Source organism: Nostoc sp. (assembly GCF_036917315.1).
Taxonomy (GTDB): Bacteria; Cyanobacteriota; Cyanobacteriia; order Cyanobacteriales; family Nostocaceae; genus Nostoc.
Window position 1 is genome coordinate 1 of record NZ_JBALDR010000021.1, and the last position, 23,146, is coordinate 23,146.

The 23,146-nt window shown below is 41.4% G+C and carries 20 protein-coding genes and 4 pseudogenes; 10 read left to right on the forward strand and 14 right to left on the reverse strand.

Features of this window, described 5'->3' with window-relative positions:
- Positions 1-207 precede the first annotated feature (207 nt).
- The 4 genes and pseudogenes from V7K84_RS11105 to V7K84_RS11120 all read left to right on the forward strand — a co-directional run.
- Positions 208-507 (forward strand): annotated as a pseudogene (locus V7K84_RS11105) (helix-turn-helix domain-containing protein); the annotation flags it as partial.
- 286 nt (positions 508-793) lie between these two features.
- Entirely contained in the window at positions 794-928 is a 135-nt protein-coding gene (locus V7K84_RS11110; protein WP_334838050.1) for a hypothetical protein, read from the forward strand.
- 19 nt (positions 929-947) lie between these two features.
- Positions 948-1,147 (forward strand): annotated as a pseudogene (locus tag V7K84_RS11115) (IS5/IS1182 family transposase); the annotation flags it as partial.
- A gap of 106 nt (positions 1,148-1,253) precedes the next feature.
- Entirely contained in the window at positions 1,254-1,811 is a 558-nt protein-coding gene (locus V7K84_RS11120; RefSeq protein ID WP_334838051.1) for a hypothetical protein, read from the forward strand.
- Here V7K84_RS11120 and V7K84_RS11125 read toward each other — a convergent pair.
- Together V7K84_RS11125 and V7K84_RS11130 are read right to left on the reverse strand one after the other, a co-directional pair.
- Entirely contained in the window at positions 1,808-2,263 is a 456-nt protein-coding gene (locus V7K84_RS11125; RefSeq protein ID WP_334838052.1) for a hypothetical protein, read from the reverse strand. The genes V7K84_RS11120 and V7K84_RS11125 overlap by 4 nt on opposite strands.
- A gap of 279 nt (positions 2,264-2,542) precedes the next feature.
- Entirely contained in the window at positions 2,543-3,148 is a 606-nt protein-coding gene (locus V7K84_RS11130; RefSeq protein WP_334838054.1) for a DedA family protein, read from the reverse strand.
- Positions 3,149-3,416: 268 nt separating this feature from the next.
- Here V7K84_RS11130 and V7K84_RS11135 point away from each other — a divergent pair, with 268 nt between their 5' ends.
- Entirely contained in the window at positions 3,417-4,730 is a 1,314-nt protein-coding gene (locus tag V7K84_RS11135) for a cytochrome P450 (RefSeq protein ID WP_334838078.1), read from the forward strand.
- Positions 4,731-4,738: 8 nt separating this feature from the next.
- Positions 4,739-5,479 (forward strand): hypothetical protein, encoded by a 741-nt coding sequence (locus tag V7K84_RS11140; protein WP_334838056.1) that lies wholly within the window; start codon positions 4,739-4,741, stop codon positions 5,477-5,479.
- On the opposite strand, the gene urtE is transcribed toward V7K84_RS11140, so the two are convergent.
- Together urtE and V7K84_RS11150 are read right to left on the reverse strand one after the other, a co-directional pair.
- Positions 5,442-6,140 (reverse strand): urea ABC transporter ATP-binding subunit UrtE, encoded by a 699-nt coding sequence (gene urtE, locus V7K84_RS11145; protein ID WP_099101646.1) that lies wholly within the window; start codon positions 6,138-6,140, stop codon positions 5,442-5,444. The two genes, V7K84_RS11140 and urtE, sit on opposite strands and share 38 nt — an antisense overlap.
- Before the next feature lie 466 nt (positions 6,141-6,606).
- A pseudogene (locus tag V7K84_RS11150) lies at positions 6,607-8,250 on the reverse strand (calcium-binding protein); the annotation flags it as partial.
- A gap of 941 nt (positions 8,251-9,191) precedes the next feature.
- Between V7K84_RS11150 and V7K84_RS11155 the strand changes: the two are divergent.
- Positions 9,192-9,554, forward strand: coding sequence for a hypothetical protein (locus V7K84_RS11155; protein ID WP_334838060.1), 363 nt, complete (start codon positions 9,192-9,194; stop codon positions 9,552-9,554).
- 165 nt (positions 9,555-9,719) lie between these two features.
- Positions 9,720-10,244 carry a hypothetical protein gene (locus V7K84_RS11160; RefSeq protein ID WP_334838061.1) on the forward strand — a complete coding sequence of 175 codons (525 nt, stop codon included), beginning with the start codon at positions 9,720-9,722 and terminating at the stop codon, positions 10,242-10,244.
- A gap of 26 nt (positions 10,245-10,270) precedes the next feature.
- Here V7K84_RS11160 and V7K84_RS11165 read toward each other — a convergent pair whose 3' ends face one another.
- Together V7K84_RS11165 and V7K84_RS11170 are read right to left on the reverse strand one after the other, a co-directional pair.
- Complete coding sequence (locus tag V7K84_RS11165) at positions 10,271-10,966, reverse strand: pentapeptide repeat-containing protein (RefSeq protein ID WP_334838062.1); 696 nt, start codon at positions 10,964-10,966, stop codon at positions 10,271-10,273.
- Positions 10,967-11,411: 445 nt separating this feature from the next.
- Positions 11,412-12,200: a tryptophan-rich sensory protein gene (locus tag V7K84_RS11170; RefSeq protein WP_334838063.1), complete on the reverse strand. Its 789-nt coding sequence runs from the start codon at positions 12,198-12,200 to the stop codon at positions 11,412-11,414.
- 143 nt (positions 12,201-12,343) lie between these two features.
- Between V7K84_RS11170 and hisD the strand changes: the two genes are divergently transcribed.
- Entirely contained in the window at positions 12,344-13,624 is a 1,281-nt protein-coding gene (gene hisD / locus V7K84_RS11175) for a histidinol dehydrogenase (protein ID WP_334838064.1), read from the forward strand.
- Between the two features lie 133 nt (positions 13,625-13,757).
- Here the strand turns inward: hisD and V7K84_RS11180 are convergent, their stop codons facing one another.
- The 3 genes from V7K84_RS11180 to V7K84_RS11190 form a co-directional block, all read right to left on the reverse strand.
- Positions 13,758-13,985 (reverse strand): hypothetical protein, encoded by a 228-nt coding sequence (locus V7K84_RS11180; protein ID WP_334838066.1) that lies wholly within the window; start codon positions 13,983-13,985, stop codon positions 13,758-13,760.
- A gap of 66 nt (positions 13,986-14,051) precedes the next feature.
- Positions 14,052-14,987 carry a peroxiredoxin family protein gene (locus tag V7K84_RS11185; RefSeq protein WP_334838067.1) on the reverse strand — a complete coding sequence of 312 codons (936 nt, stop codon included), beginning with the start codon at positions 14,985-14,987 and terminating at the stop codon, positions 14,052-14,054.
- A gap of 31 nt (positions 14,988-15,018) precedes the next feature.
- Entirely contained in the window at positions 15,019-15,315 is a 297-nt protein-coding gene (locus tag V7K84_RS11190) for a chaplin (protein WP_334838069.1), read from the reverse strand.
- A gap of 168 nt (positions 15,316-15,483) precedes the next feature.
- On the opposite strand from V7K84_RS11190, the pseudogene V7K84_RS11195 reads away from it, so the two are divergent.
- Positions 15,484-15,710, forward strand: a pseudogene (locus tag V7K84_RS11195) (ISKra4 family transposase); the annotation flags it as partial.
- Here the strand turns inward: V7K84_RS11195 and V7K84_RS11200 are convergent.
- The 5 genes from V7K84_RS11200 to V7K84_RS11220 form a co-directional block, all read right to left on the reverse strand.
- Positions 15,698-15,946: a chaplin family protein gene (locus V7K84_RS11200; RefSeq protein ID WP_334838071.1), complete on the reverse strand. Its 249-nt coding sequence runs from the start codon at positions 15,944-15,946 to the stop codon at positions 15,698-15,700. The pseudogene V7K84_RS11195 and the gene V7K84_RS11200 sit on opposite strands and share 13 nt — an antisense overlap.
- A gap of 607 nt (positions 15,947-16,553) precedes the next feature.
- Positions 16,554-17,363 carry a DUF928 domain-containing protein gene (locus tag V7K84_RS11205; protein ID WP_334838072.1) on the reverse strand — a complete coding sequence of 270 codons (810 nt, stop codon included), beginning with the start codon at positions 17,361-17,363 and terminating at the stop codon, positions 16,554-16,556.
- Between the two features lie 60 nt (positions 17,364-17,423).
- Positions 17,424-19,781 carry a CHASE2 domain-containing protein gene (locus tag V7K84_RS11210; protein ID WP_334838074.1) on the reverse strand — a complete coding sequence of 786 codons (2,358 nt, stop codon included), beginning with the start codon at positions 19,779-19,781 and terminating at the stop codon, positions 17,424-17,426.
- Between the two features lie 586 nt (positions 19,782-20,367).
- On the reverse strand, positions 20,368-21,519 hold the full coding sequence (locus tag V7K84_RS11215; RefSeq protein WP_334838075.1) for a DUF1822 family protein: 1,152 nt from the start codon (positions 21,517-21,519) through the stop codon (positions 20,368-20,370).
- Positions 21,520-21,577: 58 nt separating this feature from the next.
- Complete coding sequence (locus tag V7K84_RS11220) at positions 21,578-22,777, reverse strand: sigma-70 family RNA polymerase sigma factor (RefSeq protein WP_334838076.1); 1,200 nt, start codon at positions 22,775-22,777, stop codon at positions 21,578-21,580.
- Between the last annotated feature and the right edge of the window lie 369 nt (positions 22,778-23,146).

A 23,146-nucleotide genomic window follows, 5' to 3' on the forward strand; every position in this document is an offset into this window, starting at 1 on the left:
TTACGTGTGGAAAAGGTTATAACTGCACAGTTTGACAACTTTATGCGCCAACGATTACTGCAAGAAAATTTTGAAACTTGGTTTCAACAGCAAGTTAATCAACTGTCACCCGAAGAAAAAACCTGGATGTGAATCATACTAATTCAAAATTAAAGTTTTCAAGTAAATGTACAGAAAATAGCAAATAATTAGTTCAATTTTACAGTTATGTCTTACAAGCAAGTAAAAGATGACATTATATTCTCGAATATTTCCAATGGGAAATTATTGACCCCATTTCAGTACAAACTATTGCAAAAAAGTCTACAAGAAGATTTAACTGAAATGTATCGCCAGCGGATTCAAATTATGTTACTGGCAGATGAGGGAAAATCACAAACGCAAATTTGCCAGGCTTTAGGATGCTGCCCAGCTACAGCACGACATTGGATACATATTGCCCGTAATGGTATGGCACACCAATGGCAAACCTCACCAATTGGTCGCCCCAAAGCCGTCAATGAAGAGAAACAAAATTTTGCAAAATACTCCAATATATGATATTGAGTTGCTTATACTGTGATCGCTAACCTAGATTAACTCACTAGCGATCGCCACTTTTTTCTCCGTCACTCTCAATGTACAAGTAGTTCTTGTCAACATTGCAACATTCCTCATCAACATTACAATATCCATAAGGAACATTGTAATATTTCTCATCAACATTACAATATTCCTTATCAATGCTGGAATATTTCTCATCAACATTACAACATCTATAAGGAACATTGTAATATTCCTCATCAACATTGCAATGTTCCTTATCAATGCTGGAATATTTCTCATCAACATTAGAATATTGCTGTATAACCTATTTCCCAGTCGGACATTATTTGCTGCACTCTTTGGGGAAGTTACCGACACACTTGCTGAAATCCTTGAAGATTAATTTGCCACAACCAATAAACGAAGTTATCTGGGTTGATTCCGGTTATGACGTTGATAAAGAAAGCGCTTTCAGTTTAGCTGATGATTCAAGCTTATGTTGAAGTCATACAGCGTACTGAGCAAGAATAGAAGGTTTTGCCCAAACGTTCATCTCAGCAAGGATTATGAACGTCTCCCAGAAATGAGTGAAGCTGTCATATATGCCGTTATGACTGATTAATTTTGTATTTCTTATTCCCAGCGATCGCTTCATCTGTTAAATGCGTAGTTTTATACTAAAACTGGGTATTACAAATAAGTACTTTCGAGCGAATAGGTTTTCAAAGATGATTTTAAGCTTTAGAAATACTAGTGCTGTGTGTGCCGTATTTTTATTAGTCAGTGTCAGCAGCTTTCACAAGTCAGCCATAGCCAATATAAACAACCAGTCCCAATTGATAGCGCAGCAGAGTAAAACTCAGGTAAACCCAGTTTTTAAATCTATTCTGCCTAAATTAAAGAAAAAAACTCAAATTCGGATTCTTTTACCGAAGTTTATTCCTGAGTCGGATGGGGAAAATCCAATTTACGCAACTATAGAAGCTGCTACGCAAAAAAAGTATGATATTTTACTGGGTTATACTCCAGACTGTAATGGTGCTTCTGCCTGTCGTTTAGGCGTTGTTTCTGCTGAAGCCATAACCCGCAAAACACCCAGCCTGACTGGGAAACGTGTATCTTTAGCTAAGGGCATTACTGGTTATTTTGTAGATTTTACTTGTGGTGCTGGCTGCTCAGATGCTACCTTGACTTGGAGACAACAGGGTGTGCAATATGTTTTTGGATTAAAAGCAGGCGATCGCATTTCTTTAGTAAAAATGGCTAATTCTGCGATTAATCCCTAGCTCACGTCATTTGATTGTACTTCCCAACGAAACAGCCGCGGCAATTGAGATACATCAATGGCGTAGTTAACAATCCACATCACCAATTCAAAAATCAATACATATCGTACCCACTGCAACTCGCTTGTAGAATCCAAAAGTGTCAAACCCTCATACAACTGCCAGAAGCGGTAAGGGAGATATATATAAGGAACCATCACCCAGACAACATTTTGCAACTGCTTAAGCGTCACTCTTTCAGAGATAATTTGCAGCCCTAAGACGATAAAATACCAAGCAAGCACAGTTAAGACCGTGCGATCGCCCCACCATACGCCCCACAATAGCATGACCACTAATGGCGGCACTACTGCTAGCAGTTGCACTGAGCCAAACCAGATTTTATACCAACCGGGAAATGGTAAAGGTAGAGTATAAGGCTTTGTGTTTTTCAACCCCCAGTTCACAACCATAATAAAAAGTGTGGCAATAAGGAAAAACAGAAGATTTTCTAGGAACAGATAGAGGTTGATGTTTAAGGAAGTTACGTCGCTTCTCTTCGAGACGGCAAGGGCGAACACTCCGAATTCAAAATTCAAAATTCAAAATTCCCATAAATAAATTTAGTTGCTCTGTATCATGAGTGTTTGTCGCTCATGAGAGTACGATCGAGTTCTGATGTTTATAGCTTCAGTAAATCAATATACTTGTCTCTACAATAAAACATCTACTAAGGAGCTACAAAAAAGATTTCAACTTTTGTTTGCTCTATTTTCTTGTACCAAATGAATAATCGATGGTACTAAAGAAATAACTATAATTAATCCAATAATCGGTAACAAATACTTATCTACCTGTTCAGGTGGCAGAGATTTTCCTAAGAAAAACCCTAAGAAGGTAATGCCGAATGTCCAAAGAAAGCCACCAATTAAGTTGTAAGACATAAAAGTGCGATAATGCATTGCACCAATCCCAGCCACGATGGGCGCGAAAGTGCGTACAATCGGTAAAAAGCGTGCTAAAACAATCGTTTTTTTACCGTGCTGGTGATAAAAGTTTTGAGTTTTCACAAGATGTTTTTTATGAAACAGCCATGAATCTTCCTTATTAAATAGTCTTCTGCCAAATTTATGCCCAGTCACATAGCCAACATTGTCACCTAAGACTGCACAAATAAAAGCACCAATTATTAGAACCCAAATGTTCAATAAATTCTGAGATGCAACAAATCCAGCGGTGAACAATAAGCTATCCCCAGGCAGAAAAAAACCAATTAACAAGCCAGATTCAGCAAATACAATCGCCCAGACCCCAAAATAGCCGAGTGATTTAATCAGTTGTGGTAAATCAAAATGCATAGAATTTCTACTTTTCAACAATAGATCCACAACATCTTAACGTTCAGCAATTTTATTGAATAAAAAGTAATATTAAATTTATGTAAATTTATTATGTAATCTTGGGAAATGTAATGACAGATGATAGATTCTGGGTTATGGCTGCAAGATACAAAGATGTTTGAAAGTACTAAGAATATTTTGGGGTGCTGCGATGCCTACGGCGAGCTTTGCTAACGCAGCAGAGTTGGAATATCGTGTTAACTTTTTCATAGCTACCCTTAAAGATATGAAAAGTCATCAAATTCCTCCTGGAAGCTTTGGTATACCTGTATTAGGTGAAACACTCTCCTTTCTTTTCGACCGCAATTTCGCTAAAAAGCGCTATCGCCAGTATGGGCCCATCTTCAAAACTCATCTTCTTGGCAGACCGACTGTAGTGATGGTCGGGCCGGAAGCATTAGAGTTAGTTTTGTCAAGCCAAATGGAGAAATTTTCTTGGCGCGAGGGATGGCCTGATAATTTCAAGACATTACTGGGTGAATCGCTTTTTTTGCAAGATGGAGAGGAACACCGCAAAAACCGCCGCTTGATGATGCCAGCGTTGCACGGCCCAGCATTGGCGAATTATGTCTCCACAATGGAAGATATTACACGCGGCTATCTCCAAAAGTGGCAGAAAAAACAGGAGTTTACTTGGTTTCCAGAATTTAAACAGCTGACATTTGATATTGCTAGTCAATTGCTGTTGGGTACGCGTCCTGGGCCTGAATGCGTGCGCCTGAGCGAGTTGTTTACAACCTTGACCAATGGGCTGTTTGCTATTAACCCGTTGCCCTTACCATTTACTACATTTGGTAAAGCTATAGCCGCTCGCAATCAGATTTTAGAACATCTAACTCAAGTTGTCAGAGAACGCCAGCAAAACCCCACAAAAGATACCATCAGCTTGTTAATCCAAGCTAGAGATGAAGATGGTAATAGCCTCAGCGAAAAAGAACTCATTGTCCAAGCGGTGCTGTTACTCTTCGCTGGACATGAAACTACGACTTCGATACTGACTTGGTTGTGTGTAGAGTTAGCCCGTCATCCAGAAGTACTCGAAAAAGCAAGAGTTGAACAATTGCAACTTGCAAGTAAAGGTGACTTGGATTTAGAACAATTAGGGAAAATGCCCTATTTAGAGCAGGTTTTGTGGGAAGTTGAAAGATTGCATCAACCTGTCGGAGGCGGGTTTCGTGGCGTAATTAAAGACTTTGAGTTTAAAGGTTATCACGTTCCTGCTGGTTGGCAGTTATACTATTCAATTGGAGTTACTCACCGAATTGAAGAAATTTATTCTGAACCAGACCTGTTTGAGCCAGACCGTTTCAGTCCCCAACGCCAAGAACATAAAAAGTATCCTTTTAGTTTAGTTGGTTTTGGCGGTGGGCCGCGCATCTGTATTGGCCTAGCCTTTGCCAAAATGGAAATGAAGATTGTTGCTGCTCATCTTCTACGCAATTATCATTGGGAGATATTACCCAATCAAAGTTTAGAGGAAGTTGTGGTTCCCACTAATCGCCCTAAAGATGGGTTGCGGGTTAGATTTCAACCTCGGTGAAATGTTTTATGACATCCCAAATAAATATACATTTATCTAACGGAGTTTTACAACGCTGGCAAAATGTGAAAGATTTTGTGGGCGGAAGCGTTAATTCTCTAAGTCACTCAGCCCAACAAGCTGGTGAGTCTTTGAAGACAACAGCCACTACAACGACTGATAAAGCAATTGATACAGTTACAACAAGTTTAGAGCAAACTTGGCAAACAGCGGAGCAATTTAAGAGTACAACATCGGGCGCAGTTAAAGATGCGATCGCATCTTCTGCAAGTGATTGGTTGACACAACACCCAATATTTTTTCGGTTAGTTCAAATACTAGGTTGGGGAGCTAATCACCCAATTATTAGTGTAGTAATTTTGCTGTTTGCACTTGCTCTCATTTGGAGCATCATCAAAGCAATTGTCCGCTTAATTGAAACCGCTAGTTGGTCAATACTCAAGGTTCCGTTAAAATTGCTTCAGACTTTGATTAAAGTTAGTTTTCTATCTTTAACTAAAGTTGGGAGTTTTGCTGTTCAACGAATGACTGCTACTGAAACAATTGATAATCTGCCAGCTTTGTTACCTGAAGATTCTCAACCAACTAAACAACAGCGATTAGCAGAAATTTCTAGTCGTTTGGCAGCAATTCAAAAGGAACAACATGAGCTTTTACAAGAAGCAGCAGACTTGATTGCTGCCGACACAATTGATATAGAAGTATCAAAAATTAAACAGCTAAAAAGCGCTGAATCACATCTTGGCTAAGTTCGGTGGTGGAACCGGAGGCGACGATACCACCTTTTTGCATAGCGTAATAGTAATCAGCTTGACGGACAAAGTGTAAATGTTGCTCTACCAATAACACTGAAATGCCTGTGGTTTCGACGATGCGACGGACTGCGGCTTCAATTTCTAGGATGATGGAGGGTTGAATACCTTCGGTGGGTTCGTCTAAGACGAGTAATTGAGGTTCTCCCATTAAAGCACGTGCGATCGCTAATTGTTGTTGCTGTCCTCCACTTAAATCACCACCCATCCGCGAAAGCATGGTTTTTAACACCGGAAATAAACTAAAAACTTCCTCTGAAATTTCTGCTTTTTTTACTGGTTTGCGTCTAGCTTCCAACCCTAGCAGTAGATTTTCTTTAACTGTCAACCGAGGGATAATCTCTCGTCCTTGGGGGACATAACCAATTCCCAACTTTGCCCTTTGGTCTGGAGATTTGGAGTTGATTAATTCTTCAGCTAAATTAATAGTACCGCTACGGGGTTTGAGTAAACCCATGATAGTTTTGAGTAAGGTCGTTTTTCCGACACCATTGCGTCCAATTAGGCAAACCATTTGCCCAGATGGTACGCTCAAATCTACATTGCGGAGAATATGGCTTTCGCCGTAATAAACGTTAAGGTTAGAAATTTTTAGCATAAAAGAACTTTTAACTGTTTAGTTTTGATATCAAGTTTTTAACTGGCGATTCCTCTGTTAATAAATAATTACCCACAATTTATTAAGAGTCTGATTAACCTCTTATGATACCTGATTGCAAATGCAACTAATGATATTTCAGATGATGCTTTAGTAAAGATAATCGCCAAAATGGCTTGCATTTAGTAATCAATGCGAGGTGCTATTTTTAGCACTTCGCAAACCGTACCACTTGGCGATTAAAGAGCGCTAAGGGATTTCCAAGAAATAAATTATCCAAATAAACATAGACGCATTCGCAAAGCATCTGTCTACGAGAACGCAGCGTAGCGGCTACTCTTACGAGAATGCCAAAGGCGAAGCCGCAGGCTACCACAGAGGCGCAGAGAATACAAAAGAGAAGAAATAGAGAGAATTTTTGCGTCAGTTTTGGGATATTTTTTGATTTGGAAGTCTCTAATTCCGATTAAACAACCACAAAATTGTTTACGCTGAGTGACAATCCAGTAGATAGTTGGGCAAATTTTACCTGAGTAGACCCAGACGCGCTGCCATCAATGTCAAAGAACAGTCCACCTGTAGCACTGTTATAGATAAATCGTTGATTGCTTGTCGTCGCAGATGTTCCGAGGGTAAACTGACTTGTCTTAAGCGAACCTGCTAATAACCCACCGCCAAAGCCAGCAGCCGATACCTGAATCACTTCATTAGTCGCGTTGAAGTCATAAATACTGTCAACACCTTTATTGTAATTATTGAAAACAAAGGTATCAGTACCAGTGCCTCCATAGAGGGTGTCATTACCAAAACCACCTATAAGGGTATCATTCCCACTGCCACCATAGATTGTGTTCTTACCAAAGGCGCTAGAGGCGGAGATATAATCATTGCCAGCGCCACCATCCAGTAAGTTATCACCTTTTGAATTAGTAGCATCCAAATTATCGTCCCCAGTGCCACCGTTAAGAGTGTTTTTTCCATACGAGCGAGACTCGTATGTGATGGAGACATCGCGGGGTGAGTACGGGTCGCTAGGAATATAGCTGTAGTCCCCAGAGATGGAGAGATAATCATTGCCATCACCCCCAGAGAGCAAATTATCGCCTGTTGAACCGCCAGCACTCAAAGTATCCTTACCTGCACCGCCGTTGAGGGTGTTCTTACCAGACGAGCGAGAGTCGTAGTAGCCGTAGTTACCTCCGTTGTAATAGCCAGAGATGGAGAGATTATCATTGCCATCGTCCCCAGAGAGCAAATTATTGCCTGTTGAACCGCTAGCACTCAAGTTATCGTCACCTGCACCACCGTTGAGGGTGTTCTTACCAGACAACCGAGAGTTGTAATCGTAGTCTGGGTAGCTAAAGCTCCGGTAGCCAGAGATGGAGAGATAATCATTGCCATAGCCTCCAGAAAGCAGATTATTGCCAACAAGGGAGTCATTACCCGTACCACCAATGAGGGTATCATTTCCCGCACCACCAATGAGGGTATCATTACCCGTACCACCTCGCAGCAAATCGTTTCCACTCAAGCCATCGATTTTGTCATTACCGCCTTGACCATTAACTACATCATTAGAATCCTCTAACCCCGTAATGTTATTGTTGAGGTCATTGAGGAAAGTTACTGTGTTCTTGATGCCCAGGCTAGTATCAGTAGAGTTGGAATCGAGGACATTAAAGCTGTCGGTGATGCTATTTTGCCCGTCAAACAGGATATTACCAATTGCTGGTTTGCCTCCAGAAGCTTTTAGATTCTCTAAATTTTCTAGTTTGAAGTTTTCCAGGATAACTACGGTATTAGTATTCCCCTCAAAGGTGATTTCTAAATCGTTGCCATTCTGGAGCAGCAGTAAATTTTGAGCAGTTAATCCTGCACCCTGAAATTTGATGGTGTCTACTTCAGCAATAACTGCTGCTGTCGGGTTAGTTCCTTTACCTATGCCACCAAAATCAGTGATTGTATCAGTGCCATCGCCCAAGTTGTAAACAAATCTATCCTTGCCACCGCCACCAGTTAAAATATCATTCCCAGTACCACCAGTTAAAGTATCATTCCCAACACCACCCTGTAGTAAGTCGTAGCCGCTGGTTCCAATAATATTTGCCATAACTTTTACCTACCTGATTCCATTTTTTCAGTAACTTCAGTTCTCAATCTTCAATTTAGCGCTGTTTTCAGGCACAAAATATTTACCGAAATTGATATTCTCGGCATCCTTTATACCTTAAGAATTAGGAAAAATAATATTTAGCAAAAGATTCACCCTATGAAAAGGCTTTTCAGTAGTACTGATTTTTTCTCAAACTCTTTAAGTCGAATGGGACTGTACAAATTGATCGGGGCATACATTCAAACCAATAGTTAACTATTGATAAAGAAAGAGATTTTTATACCCTCGTTTTGAGAAATTCTGCGTGCATATCTACCTTGAAAATACAGAACATCTAAAATAACCTAACACTAACCATATACTACCGTATTTACGAATGGCACTAAGTTAAGATACAGCCCTTGTCCCAACGGGTTAAGAGCCTCCAGGCTGGGAACGAGGATACAATAAGTCTTTGGGCTTTTCTTAGTGCCATTCACCGTATTTACTTAGATGTCTTTGCTTAAAAACACATCTAGAGCATATTCTTCTCAAAGCCTGCGCTTGTGCAGGGGAGCAGGGAGAAGTTGCAGTAAGTCTTTCCCCTCTGCCCCTCTGCCCCTCTGCCCCTCTGCCCCTCAAGCTTGTGAGAAATTCGGGCAGTCGTTTATTGAATTCGGGCAGTCGTTTATTGAATTCGGGCGGTTGTTTATTGAATTCGGGCAGTCGTTTATTGAATTCGGGCAGTCGTTTATTGAATTCGGGCAGTCGTTTATTGAATTCGGGCAACTTACAAGAATTTACATAAGGTTATTCAATATATTTGTGATAAATAAATCAATTTATACTGAATAATGCGGGTGTCAATTAACCTTAATTATGTCTATCCTAGTGCTGTACAGTCCAGGATATAAGCCATTTTTTATCCTGGCGCATTAATAATAACAGAAAGGTGATTTATGTCACGTCCAAAACGTGGGTCTAAAGCAATTGATAAAGCGCAGCGTCGGATTGCGGGTTTGAAATCGATCAATCCCAGCTTAGACTTAGGCAATGGGGTAACAATTGACTCCTTTGCAGCCCTCATCAAAACAACGCAAGACAAGTTGGAAGCTTATAACTCAAGCCTTTCCACCGTGGATATGACTCAGGAAGCCTTAGAAGTTACCGAAAAGTCGCTGATGGAACTAACAGAACACATGTTACTCAGTGTAGCTGCAAAGTATGGCAAGAATAGCGATGAGTACAAAATGGCGGGGGGCGTTCGTCGAAGCGATCGCAAGCGTCCGGTGCGAAAACCTAAGCAAGAGGCTGTTGCTTGATAAACTGCCTTTTCTTGGTTAAGAAAAATTGTAGGTTAGGTGAAGCAAAGCGCAACCCAACAAAGCTATGAAAATGTTGGATTTTGTTCCTCAACCCAACCTACACAACTACACAATTTAAGCTTTTTGGCGCTAACCCAATTCAATTTAGTAATTTGTTCGGATATGAGTATGATTTCATTTAGACCTTTGATTTTGATTGTAGGCACAAGTATTGGTTTACTTCCTTTGTTGTCCAACTGGTGCGTCCAAGCACAAAATCAATCACAAAAAATTGAGCTAAAAGTTTATAGTGAAAACGAGCAAAAACAAAGCTGTCCAGACAAGGTAATTGTTACTGAAAAATCTCGTCCTTATCAAGAAGGCAGTTTTGCAACAGATGGCTCTATTAACCTGAGTGCTTATGCCAGTAATATCTCTGTTCAAAGCAGTAATAGCTTTAGCGTTATATGGGTTGGGACACTCAAACCAAAATATGCTAGATGCCTTGCTTCTGCTGGAATGACTAAGGTTGATGGGCAAGACTACTCTGGAAAGATTAATTATTTACGGATGCACTTTGTTAAAGGTAAAGTTTACTTTATCTTAGATTTGGCTGGCGGCTCCGATCCTAATAATTATCCCTTAGTAGTGCTAAAAAATAGTTTAAAGAATGGCAATCCTAACTGGAGTTGGGGTGGAACTGACTAAAGGGAATACTGGAGTTTGGCGATCGCTCATTGTTGAGCAAAAGCCAAGTCACTTTCAATTAACTTGGCATTTGTTAGATTAGCCCCACTCAAATTGCACAAGTGAAACTTTGCCCCTCTTAGGTCTGCTAGTGATAGATTAGCTCCTGTTAAATTTGCGCCAGTGAGGTTGACTTCACTTAAGTTAGCATTGCTTAGGTTAGCCCCCTGAAGTGAAGCTCGTTGCAAGTCTGCCTCACTTAGGTTTGCCCTCATCAGGTATGCTTTACTTAAATCCGCTCCATTTAAATTCGCTTGGCTGAGGTCTGCTGCTGTTAAATCAGCTTTACTTAAATTGGCTTGACTTAAGTCCGCCCAACTCAATGAGGCATAACTTAGGTTGATTTCACTCAGCTTCACTGATGCAAGTACTGCACACCTTAAATTAGCATTAACAAAATTTCTTTCTCCGATTGCATAACGGCGTAAAATTTCATTCGTTGTTACTCTGTTTAAAACGGCTTTTGATGCGCCTTGATAACACCATGTAGCTTGTAAGAGTTTGGCAGCAGTGTTAACAGCTACCTCATCACTAGAAGCTACAATTACACCATTGCAGCCATCCCATTGACCGTTAAGCATTAGAGCAATCTCATTAGCGGCAGCAATTGAGTCAAATAGTAAAACAGATTCTTTATGCCGTTTTAACCAGTTATTCCAACCAATCGAGATAATATTTTTCATTTTTATAAATTTTGAATTTGTCAGCGATTACGGCTCTAACTATCTATTCTGGCTAATAACAATCAGAATAGTGTGTGTAACAACCGACCATTATTCCCGGATTTCTCACGCATAGTGTAGGCGGAGGGGGAAGAGGAGTGTGGGGAGTGTGGGGGGTAAGACTTGTTCCCCATCCTCCCACACCTCCCACACCTCCCCACCCCTTGGATTTCTCACTTGTGAGAAATCCAGATATTGTGCGTGCTTAACGAACGCTTGCTAAAAGTTCTCTCTTGAGAAACGCTAGGCGGGTAAGCTGTTAAGTACTTAATTTATGCGTTGAAACCGCAGGGGAGCAGCACTTCGACTGCGCTCAGTGACCGAGGAGCAGGGGGGCAGGGTTTGAAGTTTTTACCTACGATTTAAATTGTGTAACTTGTATGCACAACAGCTTACGTCATCGTACTTAAATATGTTCTTTTTGGGTGCGTAAGCTGTTAATCGTTGCGGTTAAAAGTAGGAAAATTGCCAAAACCAATACGGTATTTCTGAGCATTGAGTTATCAAAGTCTTTAAGTGCGATCGCTACTAATGCCCAGACTGTTACTCCTGCATAAGCGATGTCTCGACGCTGGATAACTATAACTGCTGCAACTGCTGTTGCTATCAATGCCATGATCAGAGTCCAGATTACAGCAGAAATCCCCCAACCGTTCCACCCGTGAAAATCCAAGGCACACGCTACATTGACAATGGTCGCCACGCTAATCCAGCCTAGATAAATGCTAATCGGGAAGTGAATACACCATTTTTTTTGTTGAGGTACACGCGATTTGCCAATTTCTAACCGCACATAAACACCAATTAGCGGCAACAGAATCAAGAGCATTGCAATTATAGAAAGAGCAAAAAACCGAGACAAAAACAGATACACCCAGATACTTTGAGCAACACAGGCGATCGCCAACAGATAACCTGTCTTACGTAAATCAGGCTCATATCGTTGATTAGGTAGAGCTTGGTATACCCCAAAAGCAAACAACCCAAGGTAAATCAGCCCCCAGATGGCAAAGGCGTAATTGGCAGGGATAATCAGGACATTTTTAAACAAAGTATTGGAAATTTCCCCGATGCTAAGTCCATTGAGCGGAAAAATGTTCGATACTACGTTGATAAAGAAAGCACCAAAGATTGCAGCCAAAGTAACAAGCTGCCGCCAAAGATCCCGGTAATTGCCTCTTGTGGACTGCTGCATAGGATGTTAACTCATAATCTTTTGTGCTTTCTTTCAGCTTACATCTGAAAAAGAGTGATGCTGCATATAAGCCACAGTCATATCTAGCAAGTTAATCAGGAGTTAAACTAATTATTGACCTCACTGCTTTTAAGCTACTGTCCATGCAGCTACTTCAAACTACCGACAAAGATTTTTCTGCCAAATTCAAAACCCTTGTAAGCGATCGCCGGGAAGTTACAGTTGATGTTAGTGGGACAGTACGCGAGATTCTAGCTGATGTCAAAGTGCGTGGTGATGCCGCAGTCAAGGACTATACTAGCCGCTTCGATCGCAACAATCTCCAGTCTTTGCATCTTAGCGAAACCTTTATTGCCGAACACGCGGCCCAATGTCCTGCCGATGTCTTGGCGGCGCTGGAATTTGCTGCTGAAAGGATTGTGGCTTTCCATCAAAAACAACTACCGCAAGATATTGGCTACACCGATGCAGTCGGGGTAAAACTGGGATTGAATTGGGTAGCGCTGTCGCAAGTGGGAATTTATGTACCAGGGGGACGGGCTAGCTATCCAAGTTCTTTGTTGATGAATGCCTTACCAGCGAAGATTGCTGGTGTTGAAAGAATTGTGATGACAGTACCGATGCCCGGCGGTGAGATTAATCCTGTCGTATTGGCTGCTGCTCAAGTTGCTGGTGTTACAGAAATATATGGCATTGGTGGGGCGCAAGCGATCGCAGCATTAGCTTATGGTACAGAAAGCATTGCCCCAGTAGATAAAATTGTTGGCCCTGGTAATGCTTATGTTGCTGAAGCCAAGCGCCAAGTCTTTGGCACTGTTGGCATTGATAGCATCGCTGGCCCTTCAGAAATTTTAGTGGTAGCCGACAGCCAAAACAACCCAGATTGGATTGCCTGGGATTTACTATCGCAAGCAGAACACGATCCTAGTGCCCAGTCAATCTTAATTACTGATTCCGAAATCTTCGCGCAACAAGTAATAAAGGCTGTTGAGAAAATTCTCACCGATTTACCTACCAAAGAAGTTGCCAGTGCAAGTTGGCAAAATTATGCAGCCGTGATTCTGGTTAGCGATTTAGCCGAGAGTATATCACTGCTCAATCAACTAGCTCCAGAACACGTGGAATTGTGTGTAGATAACCCGCAACTCCTTGCCAATCAAATTAAGTGTGCCGGCAGCGTGTTTTTAGGACGCTATACTCCAGAAGCGATTGGCGATTATTTAGGAGGCCCCAACCATGTACTGCCAACTGCCCGTTCTGCCCGCTTTGCCTCTGGTTTGAGTGTCTACGACTTTCTCAAACGAATTACTTTTTTAGAATGTGACAAACAATCATTACACACAATAGGCAAAGCAGCTGTCACCTTAGCAGAAGCAGAAGGTTTGCCAGCCCATGCAGGTAGTGTATCTGTACGTTTGCAATAATCATAAATCATCACCAAGACGCAATAAATCGCCAGACTAATGATTGTAGAGACGGCGATTCATCGCGTCTCTTGCCTAAGAGCAGGAGGGAGCATCTACATTTGACATTGATTATAAGAGCAGGAGGGAGCATCTACACTTGACATTGATTAAAAGGTTCTCGAATAAAATAGAGTGCATCGCGTTTTTGAACCTCCATACCCCCTCTATTCCAGCTTCCCCAACGAGTTATAAATTTTTTCTTGCGATCGCGACGTTCAATAGCAACAGTAAAATTATTACAGAGTTCCCGATAATATCCATCCAAATTCGTCAAGGTCAAATCCAGTGCTGGGATATGCTTGGCAGCATCAAAATGCATTTCACCGCTTGCGGCTAGGATGTGGCGCTCGATATCAACTGCAAGTTTAATATAAAAGATTCACAATTAGCTGCTAGGAACAGATAAGCTTGGCTTAACGCGTTTCACGAAGGTTAGCGGCATTACTCCCAACCATTTCTCTCGAATTATACCTTCCTCTAACAATACAGCAGTGGGAAAAGCATTGGTTAAGCGTGCCACGACAGTAGGACTCATTGCCACTACTGGAAAGTTGAGATTATTAGATTGAACAAATTCTTCAACTTGTTCTGATGTTTGGGGAACTCCCGCTACTACATCAGGTAAATCAGTTCTTTGGTGAACCACTTTTAGTACTTTGAGCCAGTTTTTACACGTAGGACAACCAGGCATTAAAAATACAACCAGTTTTTCTCCAGTTGTTAAGCTTTCGGCATATTCCTTTAGCCATTGTGGTTGCCAAGAACGATTAACCTTAAGCGGATCTAAGTCTAAGATAGGTTTTTTCTTCTTCCAGTAATATATATATGAAACAGCAGTTAATAGACAACTTGTTGTTAAAGAAATCAATAATGCTGTCACTTGTTGTGAAACAGTTAAAATATCGGCAACCGGATAAAACCAAGCCAACCCCATCAAAGTAATGTAGAGGGCATTGAGGAGTAAGCTTTGTTTGGGACTGATATCAATTAGACCGTTATAGCAACCACAATCATCTGTGCGTTTGGTCGAAGTACTCCAGTAAGTTAAACTTGATAGGAGCAAGAGTAAAACAATTGTACCGATAAATAGCCACTGGGGAAACAGACGCAAAATCAAGGCTATTCCCAGGACGCACTCTATAATTGTAAAAGCGATCGCTGCACCTATATTCACTTTTTGCGGAAATAACCGCAATTGACTGATGTGGATAAGAAACTTTGTGGGTGCGAGTGCTTTGACAACACCAGTCACCAGAAATACACTGCCAACCACCAAAGAACTTATCAGAGAAATTAAATACATAATGCTTGCGATCGCCATTTAATCCTAATAGTCAATAGAGTGCAAATCGTTAAGCATTTACACAAGTATTCCCAAAAGCTGGGTTAAGTAGACCAATCACATTGATAGTATTACCACAAACGTTAACAGGTACATGAATAGGTACTTGAATAACATTCCCCGAAGCAACTCCAGGAGAACCAATAGCAGCACCTTGAGCACCAGCATCTCCGCCAATTATACTCAATAAATCAGCATCATCTAGTTCTTCAAACAATTCTAGTTCTTCAAACAATTTCCCATCTTCTTGAGTGAGTGTAGGTGCTTGTTTTGTTGCTTGTTTCTTTGTTGAAAATAGCTTTAACATATTATTTTACTCCTTTTGGTTGTTTTTAACCTGTCCAATTGAGTGTGCTATGACTCTCTTCCATGAATTATCAAACAAGAGATAATTCCTATTTTATAAGGCATAAAAAAGAACTTGTCAGATAAATTGAATACATAACATAATGCTTGCGATCGCCATTTAATCCCGTGTGATCGGAAAGGTTATAAAGCTGTTCGCTTAACACAATTTGCAAGCGTTCTCAGCTTCATTCCAGAAAAATGATCTCATAATTGATTGGGTCAACAATCAACCCTTGGCTCCTATCCTCACATGTATTGGGGACGGACACGATGGTATTTGGAACATTATCCGCGAGTTTACTTACACCCTCAACACAGCGGCGCGAAGTACAAGACTTATTTTATCTGATGGAGCTCCCTAAATAAACTGGGGTGCTCCCCCCTTCACATCCCGCGCTGGCATTTCCCAAGATTGCCACGGCTGAACCACAAATGCTAATGGGTATTTGAATGGGTGCATCAAGGTTCCCCGAAAGAATTCCACTAGCAGAAGCTTGAACATAAGCTCCCCCAACTATAGTTAATAAATCAGCATCATCTAGTTCTTCAAACAAGCTAGTTTCCAAGTCAGCAATTTTGTTGTTTATCATAAGCCGTTGATTTTTAAATTTATTGTGCCTGAGAGTAACTTGAAACCTAACAGCTTATTTGACAGCTTGTCAACAGTTTTTACTCAATATCCTACTTTTCCTACTTTTCCTACTTTTCCTACTTCACCCAAGATGGAGGTTGGGTTTAGGAACGAAACCCAACAACCAAAAATCTTGGTAATGTTGGGTTTTACTCCGTTCAACCAACCTATACTTATTTTTATTTCCTCAGAGTGATAGGAGAGGGCTACGCTTGAAAGGTTATCGAGGTATTCAAAAACTACATTGCAATAGTCGAATTCCCAAGAAAAAGCCCTCATGGCGGTAAGTTAATTTCTGAAGATCAAAAGAGTAATCAAGAATTAGCTAAAATCAGAGTTTTAGGTGAGTATGTAGCTCGGAAACTTAGTTTAAGGTTTAATCTTATTGTTGCTCTCTACAATTACGAGCTTCATCTCCCCCAAACCGAATTTGCCTGACCGATTTTTGCAAGAGACTTCATGAGCTGCGCTCACAAGGAAGAATGAAAATACTTCTTCCTGTTCCCCGTTCCCTGTTCCCTGTTTTCTGTTTCCTATTTTCAAGGCAGGTCTATTACTTTGCTGTACTACTTTGCATTAGCTTGGCAACATTCTATCAAAGGTTGTTTAGCTAAATTCTCTAAATCTACGGCTTTAAGCAAATTCATCCACTCCACCGCTAGAGGTGGATCTTCAGGTTTGCTAAGACGTAATTCAGCCAAAGTAGTCAAGGCATCGTACCAAATACCATTCTCGGCGTAAAGGTTTACCCGTTGCTGAGGAGTTGCTTGCTTCAAGCTATCTACTAATTGAGGATTTGGATTGACTCGTTGCACCCATCCTTCCACATACTCTCGTTCTGGAGGTTGTTGTGGATTGCAAATGACTTTTATCTTAAAAAACCAGTGATACATCTTGTCTACTTGCAATGGGTTTTCATTTAAGCGAATGCTAACAATTCCTGGTACTTCTGGTATTGTTACTATTGTTCGGTAAAGAGTTTGACTTGATTTACCTGACTCATCTTTGACAACAAATTCAATGGAATCAATTAGAGACTTTTGATAGGGGACAAAAAACCAAAAAGTTGGATATTCCTCATTCGTCAAGCCCCAAACTTTAGTAACAGCAATAGCTTGTGTTTGTTCTTGATTGAGTATCTGTTTATATACAGGTGTAAGTGCAACTATAGACTTATTACCAACACCACAACCACGACTTGCAGCCCCGCCGCGATCGCCTGCTGCACCCCTGTCTGGAGGAGGCGGAGGAGGCGAAAATTTCTTAGGAGCGGCCGCAACTGGTGTCATCCAAATCATTGGAGAATAGCCGATAATTCCCAACAGAGTGATTCCGAACGCTGCGATTAATTGTATTTTTTGCCAATAGCTTTTCATAAAAACTCCTAATACTTGCTTGATGAACGGTGATTTTCATGCTTCCAATTGGCGTTATTATTAATTTTTAAATTTGATGTTTAAGTAAGTTGTAGCTATTAAACTATTACCTACTAAAGCCAACATAGCAGGAATGAGAGGAACCCAACAACTATATACAATTAAAAATATAAAACAGCTAACGTATAAACTGATAATGGCAATTCCTCCTGCCAAGCTTAAGTAAATGAATCGGTGCAGATAAGCAGTAAATAAACCGCCTAAAAAAGACCAACCCCAAACCCAAATTACCTCACCCCAAAGCGGCCAAGTCCACAATAGAGGTTGTCCGTCTAAAGCAGCCCTGAGCAGTTGACTGACCATCTGGGCTTGTAAAAATACTCCTGGTATTGCCTGTAATTTTCCTTGAGGAGTGATGTAGGGAGTTAACCAGTAATCACCAAAAGTTTCTGCTGTTGTGCCAATAATGACTATTTTGCCTTTGACTGCATTGGCATTGAGCTTACCTGTTAGCACTTGTTGCAAGGTCATACTTGGTGCGATCGCTTCTGGTTCACCAGAGGAACGATAATTTAATAAAGTTTGGTGTCCAAAAGCGTCAACGCCTTGATAACCCCCGGTATGAGCTTCTATTGGTTTAAATGTCACCTTCCCTAATTGCCATGCGCCATCAGGGGTAAATTGCAATCGAATTCCTTTCGTATACAGATAACGCAGCGCCAGCTGAACATTCAAGGCATAGTGCGCAGTACAAGGAGATGAGGGCGCAGGAGTTAACGCTAACAGATGGCGACGCACAACATTATCTGAATCTATGGCAATATCGCTAAAACCTAGATTCTGTGAAGAAAGTTCTGGGGGTGGTTTTACACCTGGTTTTCCGGCTTGGGAATCGCTGAGTTGACACACTCCCACAAAGCGATCGCTTTTTCGCATCCTTTTTGCCAATGCTGGATAATTCTTATCCACTGGATAATCTCGGTATATGTCTAAACCAATAACTTGTGGTTGATATGCTTCTAATTTTTCTAACAGTTGGGCAAGTGATTTGTCTGACAACGAACCTTGAGGTTTTTCCGATTTTTGCGCCTGGACATCTTCTTCAGTCACAGTGACAATCAGTAGGCGTGAATCTGGTTTTTCAGGAGGGCGCAAGCGTACCAGTTGGTCAAATGCACTTAACTCTAATGTTTGCAGCACACCCAAATACCGTATCCCGATTAATATTCCAGTTACTACCATGCTCGCCAGTAAGATCGATGAGAAACCAAGCCGATTTGTGGTTCCTCTAACAGGCGTGGTTTGAGACAAAGATGTTGGAAGATTGGGTGTATTTCTAAACAATTCCCGCCAATTCAACGGCATCTCAGCCGGATTTTGAAAGATGACAGGCAACCATGTAGCGCAGGGAAATTGGTTTTCTAGTCCTTGTAACCTTTCTCGCGCTTCCCTGACGGCTAAATACAACGAGCCTCCGCGCGCAAAGGCTTCTAAAAAATACTTTAAAAACTGTTGCGCCACGCGATCGGGTACAGGCTCTCGCATGACGATAATTTGGGGAATATGTAAATCTGCAAACTCCCATGCCAATCCCAAGCCATCACAAGAATTGAAAATCGCTAGTTTTAGACCTCGCTCTACTGCCTTTTTTAAGGCATACTTTAACTGGCTAATTGTGAGACTTTCAGTTTGATTAATGTAGATTTTTCCTGTTTGATTCGTTTCTTGGGTAGAACTATGTCCGGCGAAAAATAGAATCTGCCAATTCTGCTCCCATAGTTGGTCAGTCAGGTCAAGGCATTGTGGTTCAACTAAAAAAGTTATATCTGTATTGGGTAATAAATTAAGTAGCGCCTGGTCTGCTTTGGTATCAATACCTTGACTGTTACCCAAAATCGCTAAGATTTTTACTTTGTCGGATGTAGTTGCTATGCGGTTAAGGTTGACTTGTTCGTAGCCAGGAGCGCTCAGGGCTATTTCCGCTTGGGGATAGCGTTCTATCAAATCCCAAAGATGCCAGGGGAATTTTTGTAATCGCAAGTCTTTGGTTTGTAAAAGCATCCGAATATTATCCGCAAGCATGAGTTTTTCTAACAATTTCTCGCGGATAGAACGAAAGGAATCGGAAGCAAGCCAAGTATTAAAACTAACTTTAAATTCCTCACTCACTTGCTGGCAGTATTCTAAGCTGGGGGCTTGGTTAAGTTCTTTAGCTAAACCAATCGGACGAGATGGCAGCCTTAAATTACGATAAATAGATTGCCAACGATGATAATCGCGGAGAATTTCCGGGTTGGGGGGAAGCTCACCTGTGATTTCCACAGTCGGGCGGACATTTTCATCGCCAATCTGTAGAGTCACGGTAAACCCTTGTTCAAAGTTTCCCTCCCCTAACTTTAAGATGATTAACTTGTCCACAGCTAGTTCTCCCTAGATGGTGAGTATACCCGTAGGGGCAAGACGCTGCCCATTGGTGTCAAATTAAGCTCAAACCCTTGTACCACATACGCTTTACCCCACCCTAACCCTCCCTTTGGAAAGGCTACGGTGTACACAGAAGTCTTTAAGAGTTGCCCCATAAGCTTTTGATCCCCCCAACCCCCCTTAAAAAGGGGGGCAAAACCTCTCAAAGTCCTCCTTTTTAAGGAGGATTTAGGAGGATCTACAACATTTGGAACTGGATTTCCGGCTTCCCCCCAAAACATCGGGGGGATTGAGGGGGGTAATTTGACTTGTGTGTACACCGTAGCCCCAAGGCATTGGGGAGGGGCGGTTTTGGGTTTAGATAAAACCGGGGTGAGGTGACGTTGTGAGTAACCATAAGTGAATAAACTCAATATCACGTCCTGACAAGGGTTTCAAGTTAATTGACACCAATAGGCACTGCCGTGCCCTTACACCCTGCTATATATATCTTGGTTACTAAATAGGTTGTTGTGTGTTGTGAAATTCAGTTTAAGAGTAAATAATAGAGGCTAAACGTGAAGATTTTTGAAGGTAAAACTTAAAACCGCAAAATCTCTCGGTCATAGTCTTCAGGTGTGGGTTCTATTTCCCAAACCAATCCTTCTCCTAGTTCCAAAATTACTTCCAAATACAACATATCTACAGCAGTAGTTGCCGTATCTTGATTATTCTCAAAAGCTTGTAAGTCTTCTGTTAATAGTCGAAGCTTAAACCCAGCCGGAATTTGACCATCAAGAGTTGTACTTCGCAATTCAAAACGCCAAACATAGTCCTCAGAAGCGCTTTTTGGGAAAATGCGTAACTCGTATGTTTGCTCTGCAACTTTTATTTGCCGAGACAAGCCGAGAACTGGTTCTGCACTCCGCATTCCCGCAGGTACCACAACGAATTCTCTTTTTTCCCATCCCCACTGTTGAGCTAAATTGGCTACTCCTGTCTGCAACCATTGCGGAATCGATCGCTGTATGAGTAAACCCTGACGCAGTTCATACAACTTTTTTCGCCAACCGCTATGGGCCAAGAGCGCACCCCAGAGTGAAAATGGAACTGCCAAACGCGGAAATTTCACATCGCGATCGCCCAATCTTTCTAAGAGGTTTTCTGCCTGGGTTTTGCCAATAGAATCTAAAGGTGCAATCTCAGCACGTAAGGCTTCTGACCGATCGAGTTGGCGTGTAACCCACAGCACATTAATATCTGGAATTAAATCTTCTTTTTCCAAGCTGTAAGTGCGATCGCCAGCATCATAAACCCCTTTTGTTTTCAGAACTTGATGGGTTGTGTAGCCAAAAATCTTCATCCAGCCATCATCTGGATTGACTTGTACTGCTATGTAATAGTCAGCAATCCACTCTGGTATATCTACCCATTCTTGCGGTACGCGCAACTCATCATCATCGATCGCCAGGGTGGGAATTAATACAAGGCGATCGCGATCGAAAGTAATAGCTGTGCCATTGACTACTTCCCAAAAACTCGGCAATGCCGCACTGTGAGGATAAACTCTGGCGGTGGGAGCAATTTCCTCCTGGAACCAAGGCAAAAATGCTTGCACGCATTTTTGATTTATCCACCCACGTTGACAAGCACCAGCTGTTGAGTATGGTTGTTCTTGCACTTCTGGAAATTGAGTAATTTCCAGGTATAAATGCTGTGAGTCAATAGTGAATGGGGCAGGTGGGTTCAACATAAATAATTTCAGAATGGCTCCATATAAAGACCATACTAGGGAGAGGGGAGAGACAAAATTATTTCTTGTCTGCTCGTTGAATCTGGGTATGGCTATATTGGACTTTGAGCCATTCCTCTAAACTTGTGTTTATCGCATCTACTACGTCTGATTTAGGGGAAATATGCAAGGTGTTTTGACTCCATTGCGTGAGAGTCAGGAGCAATGACTTTTTAATACTGCTCAGGCGACGGGAAACAGTATATTGCTTAATTTCTAACTGGGCAGCAATTTCTTGTTGAGTCAGTTGTTGAACGTAGTAAGCTTGTAGTACTTTTTGAGACTCAGCATCGAGTGCAGCGATCGCTTCGGACAAAACTTGGTTTAACTGAGCTTGCTGCGATCGCATATTCACAGCTTCTTCCTGCTCAATAATTTCCGTTAGTAAAGATGTTTGCAAATCTACAGGTAATATATCTAATAAATTACCCTCATCTTCTTTGAGGGGAGCGTCTGCGGAAACAAACTTAGGATAGAGGAAAGTACGGGCAGCTTTAGCAGCAGATGATACCCAGGTTTCTATAGTTTGCTGATTGACTGCGGCAGTGGGTGAACTCAATCGGCTGAAACGTTCTGCATTATAAAGATTACTAATAGCCTCCCAAGTCAGAGCATCTGGCTTGGGAAGCTGACGAATTTTTGTATTGTCACCTGTGTAGAGTTCCTTAAAGCATTCCCAGGCTAAAACATAACTCTCGATGCTTTCTTTGTTAAATCCGGCATTTTCTAATGACTGCACTAATCGTTTGCGGCTGAGTTTATGCAATAATGCCCAGTCTGAGCAAATGTCTGCTTCCCGCTGTAAGCGCACTGCATCTTTGATAATCGATTCAAAAGTTAATTGTGCATAGGCTTTTAAATGCGAGCTATATTGAGGATTGAAATTTTTGAGGATTTTGTTAGTATTAGCGATCGCCATCTGAAAACAATCGGCTATAGACGACTGCGTGGGAAAGTTGAGGGCGAATTTTCTGGCAGTCCAGTAGCACACCTCTTGTAAGTAAGCAGAAATATGTGCAAGTGCCACTGCACTAGATTGAGTCTGCCAAGCTTTATACCAGTAAAGTGCCCAAAAGGTATCTGATTTCTCAGTTGACGATTCCAGGGAAACTTTCATACTGCGTCGCAGTTTGGCATCTGTTGCCCAACCACTAAATCGATCTACATCAAATTGCACAAAGGTAGAAAAGATTTCAACAATGCCCTGTCGGGGTTGCATGGAATATTTGCCGCTGTTTGAAACATAGCTGATTTCAATTATACAACAATAGGGACAAAAGCTAATTCCTTGCTGCGTAAGGACTTTACAGATTTTTCAAAAATTTTCCGATCCAAGTGCATAAAGACTAAAAGTCATCGTAGAGAGTGATATGCAGAGAAGTTCATTTAAAAAGATGCTTTCTTTGGGGACTAGCGAAATTATTGAATAAGTTCATTAAATACAGAACAAAATTTCGATGGTTACAAGCACAAAGTCATCCCACAAATATGCAACATCTGCTGAGTTTAACTTAACCAACATCAACAACAAAAGGAGTCAAAAATGACTGTCTACGATAATATCGGTGTTCTGCCTGCTACCCCTGTT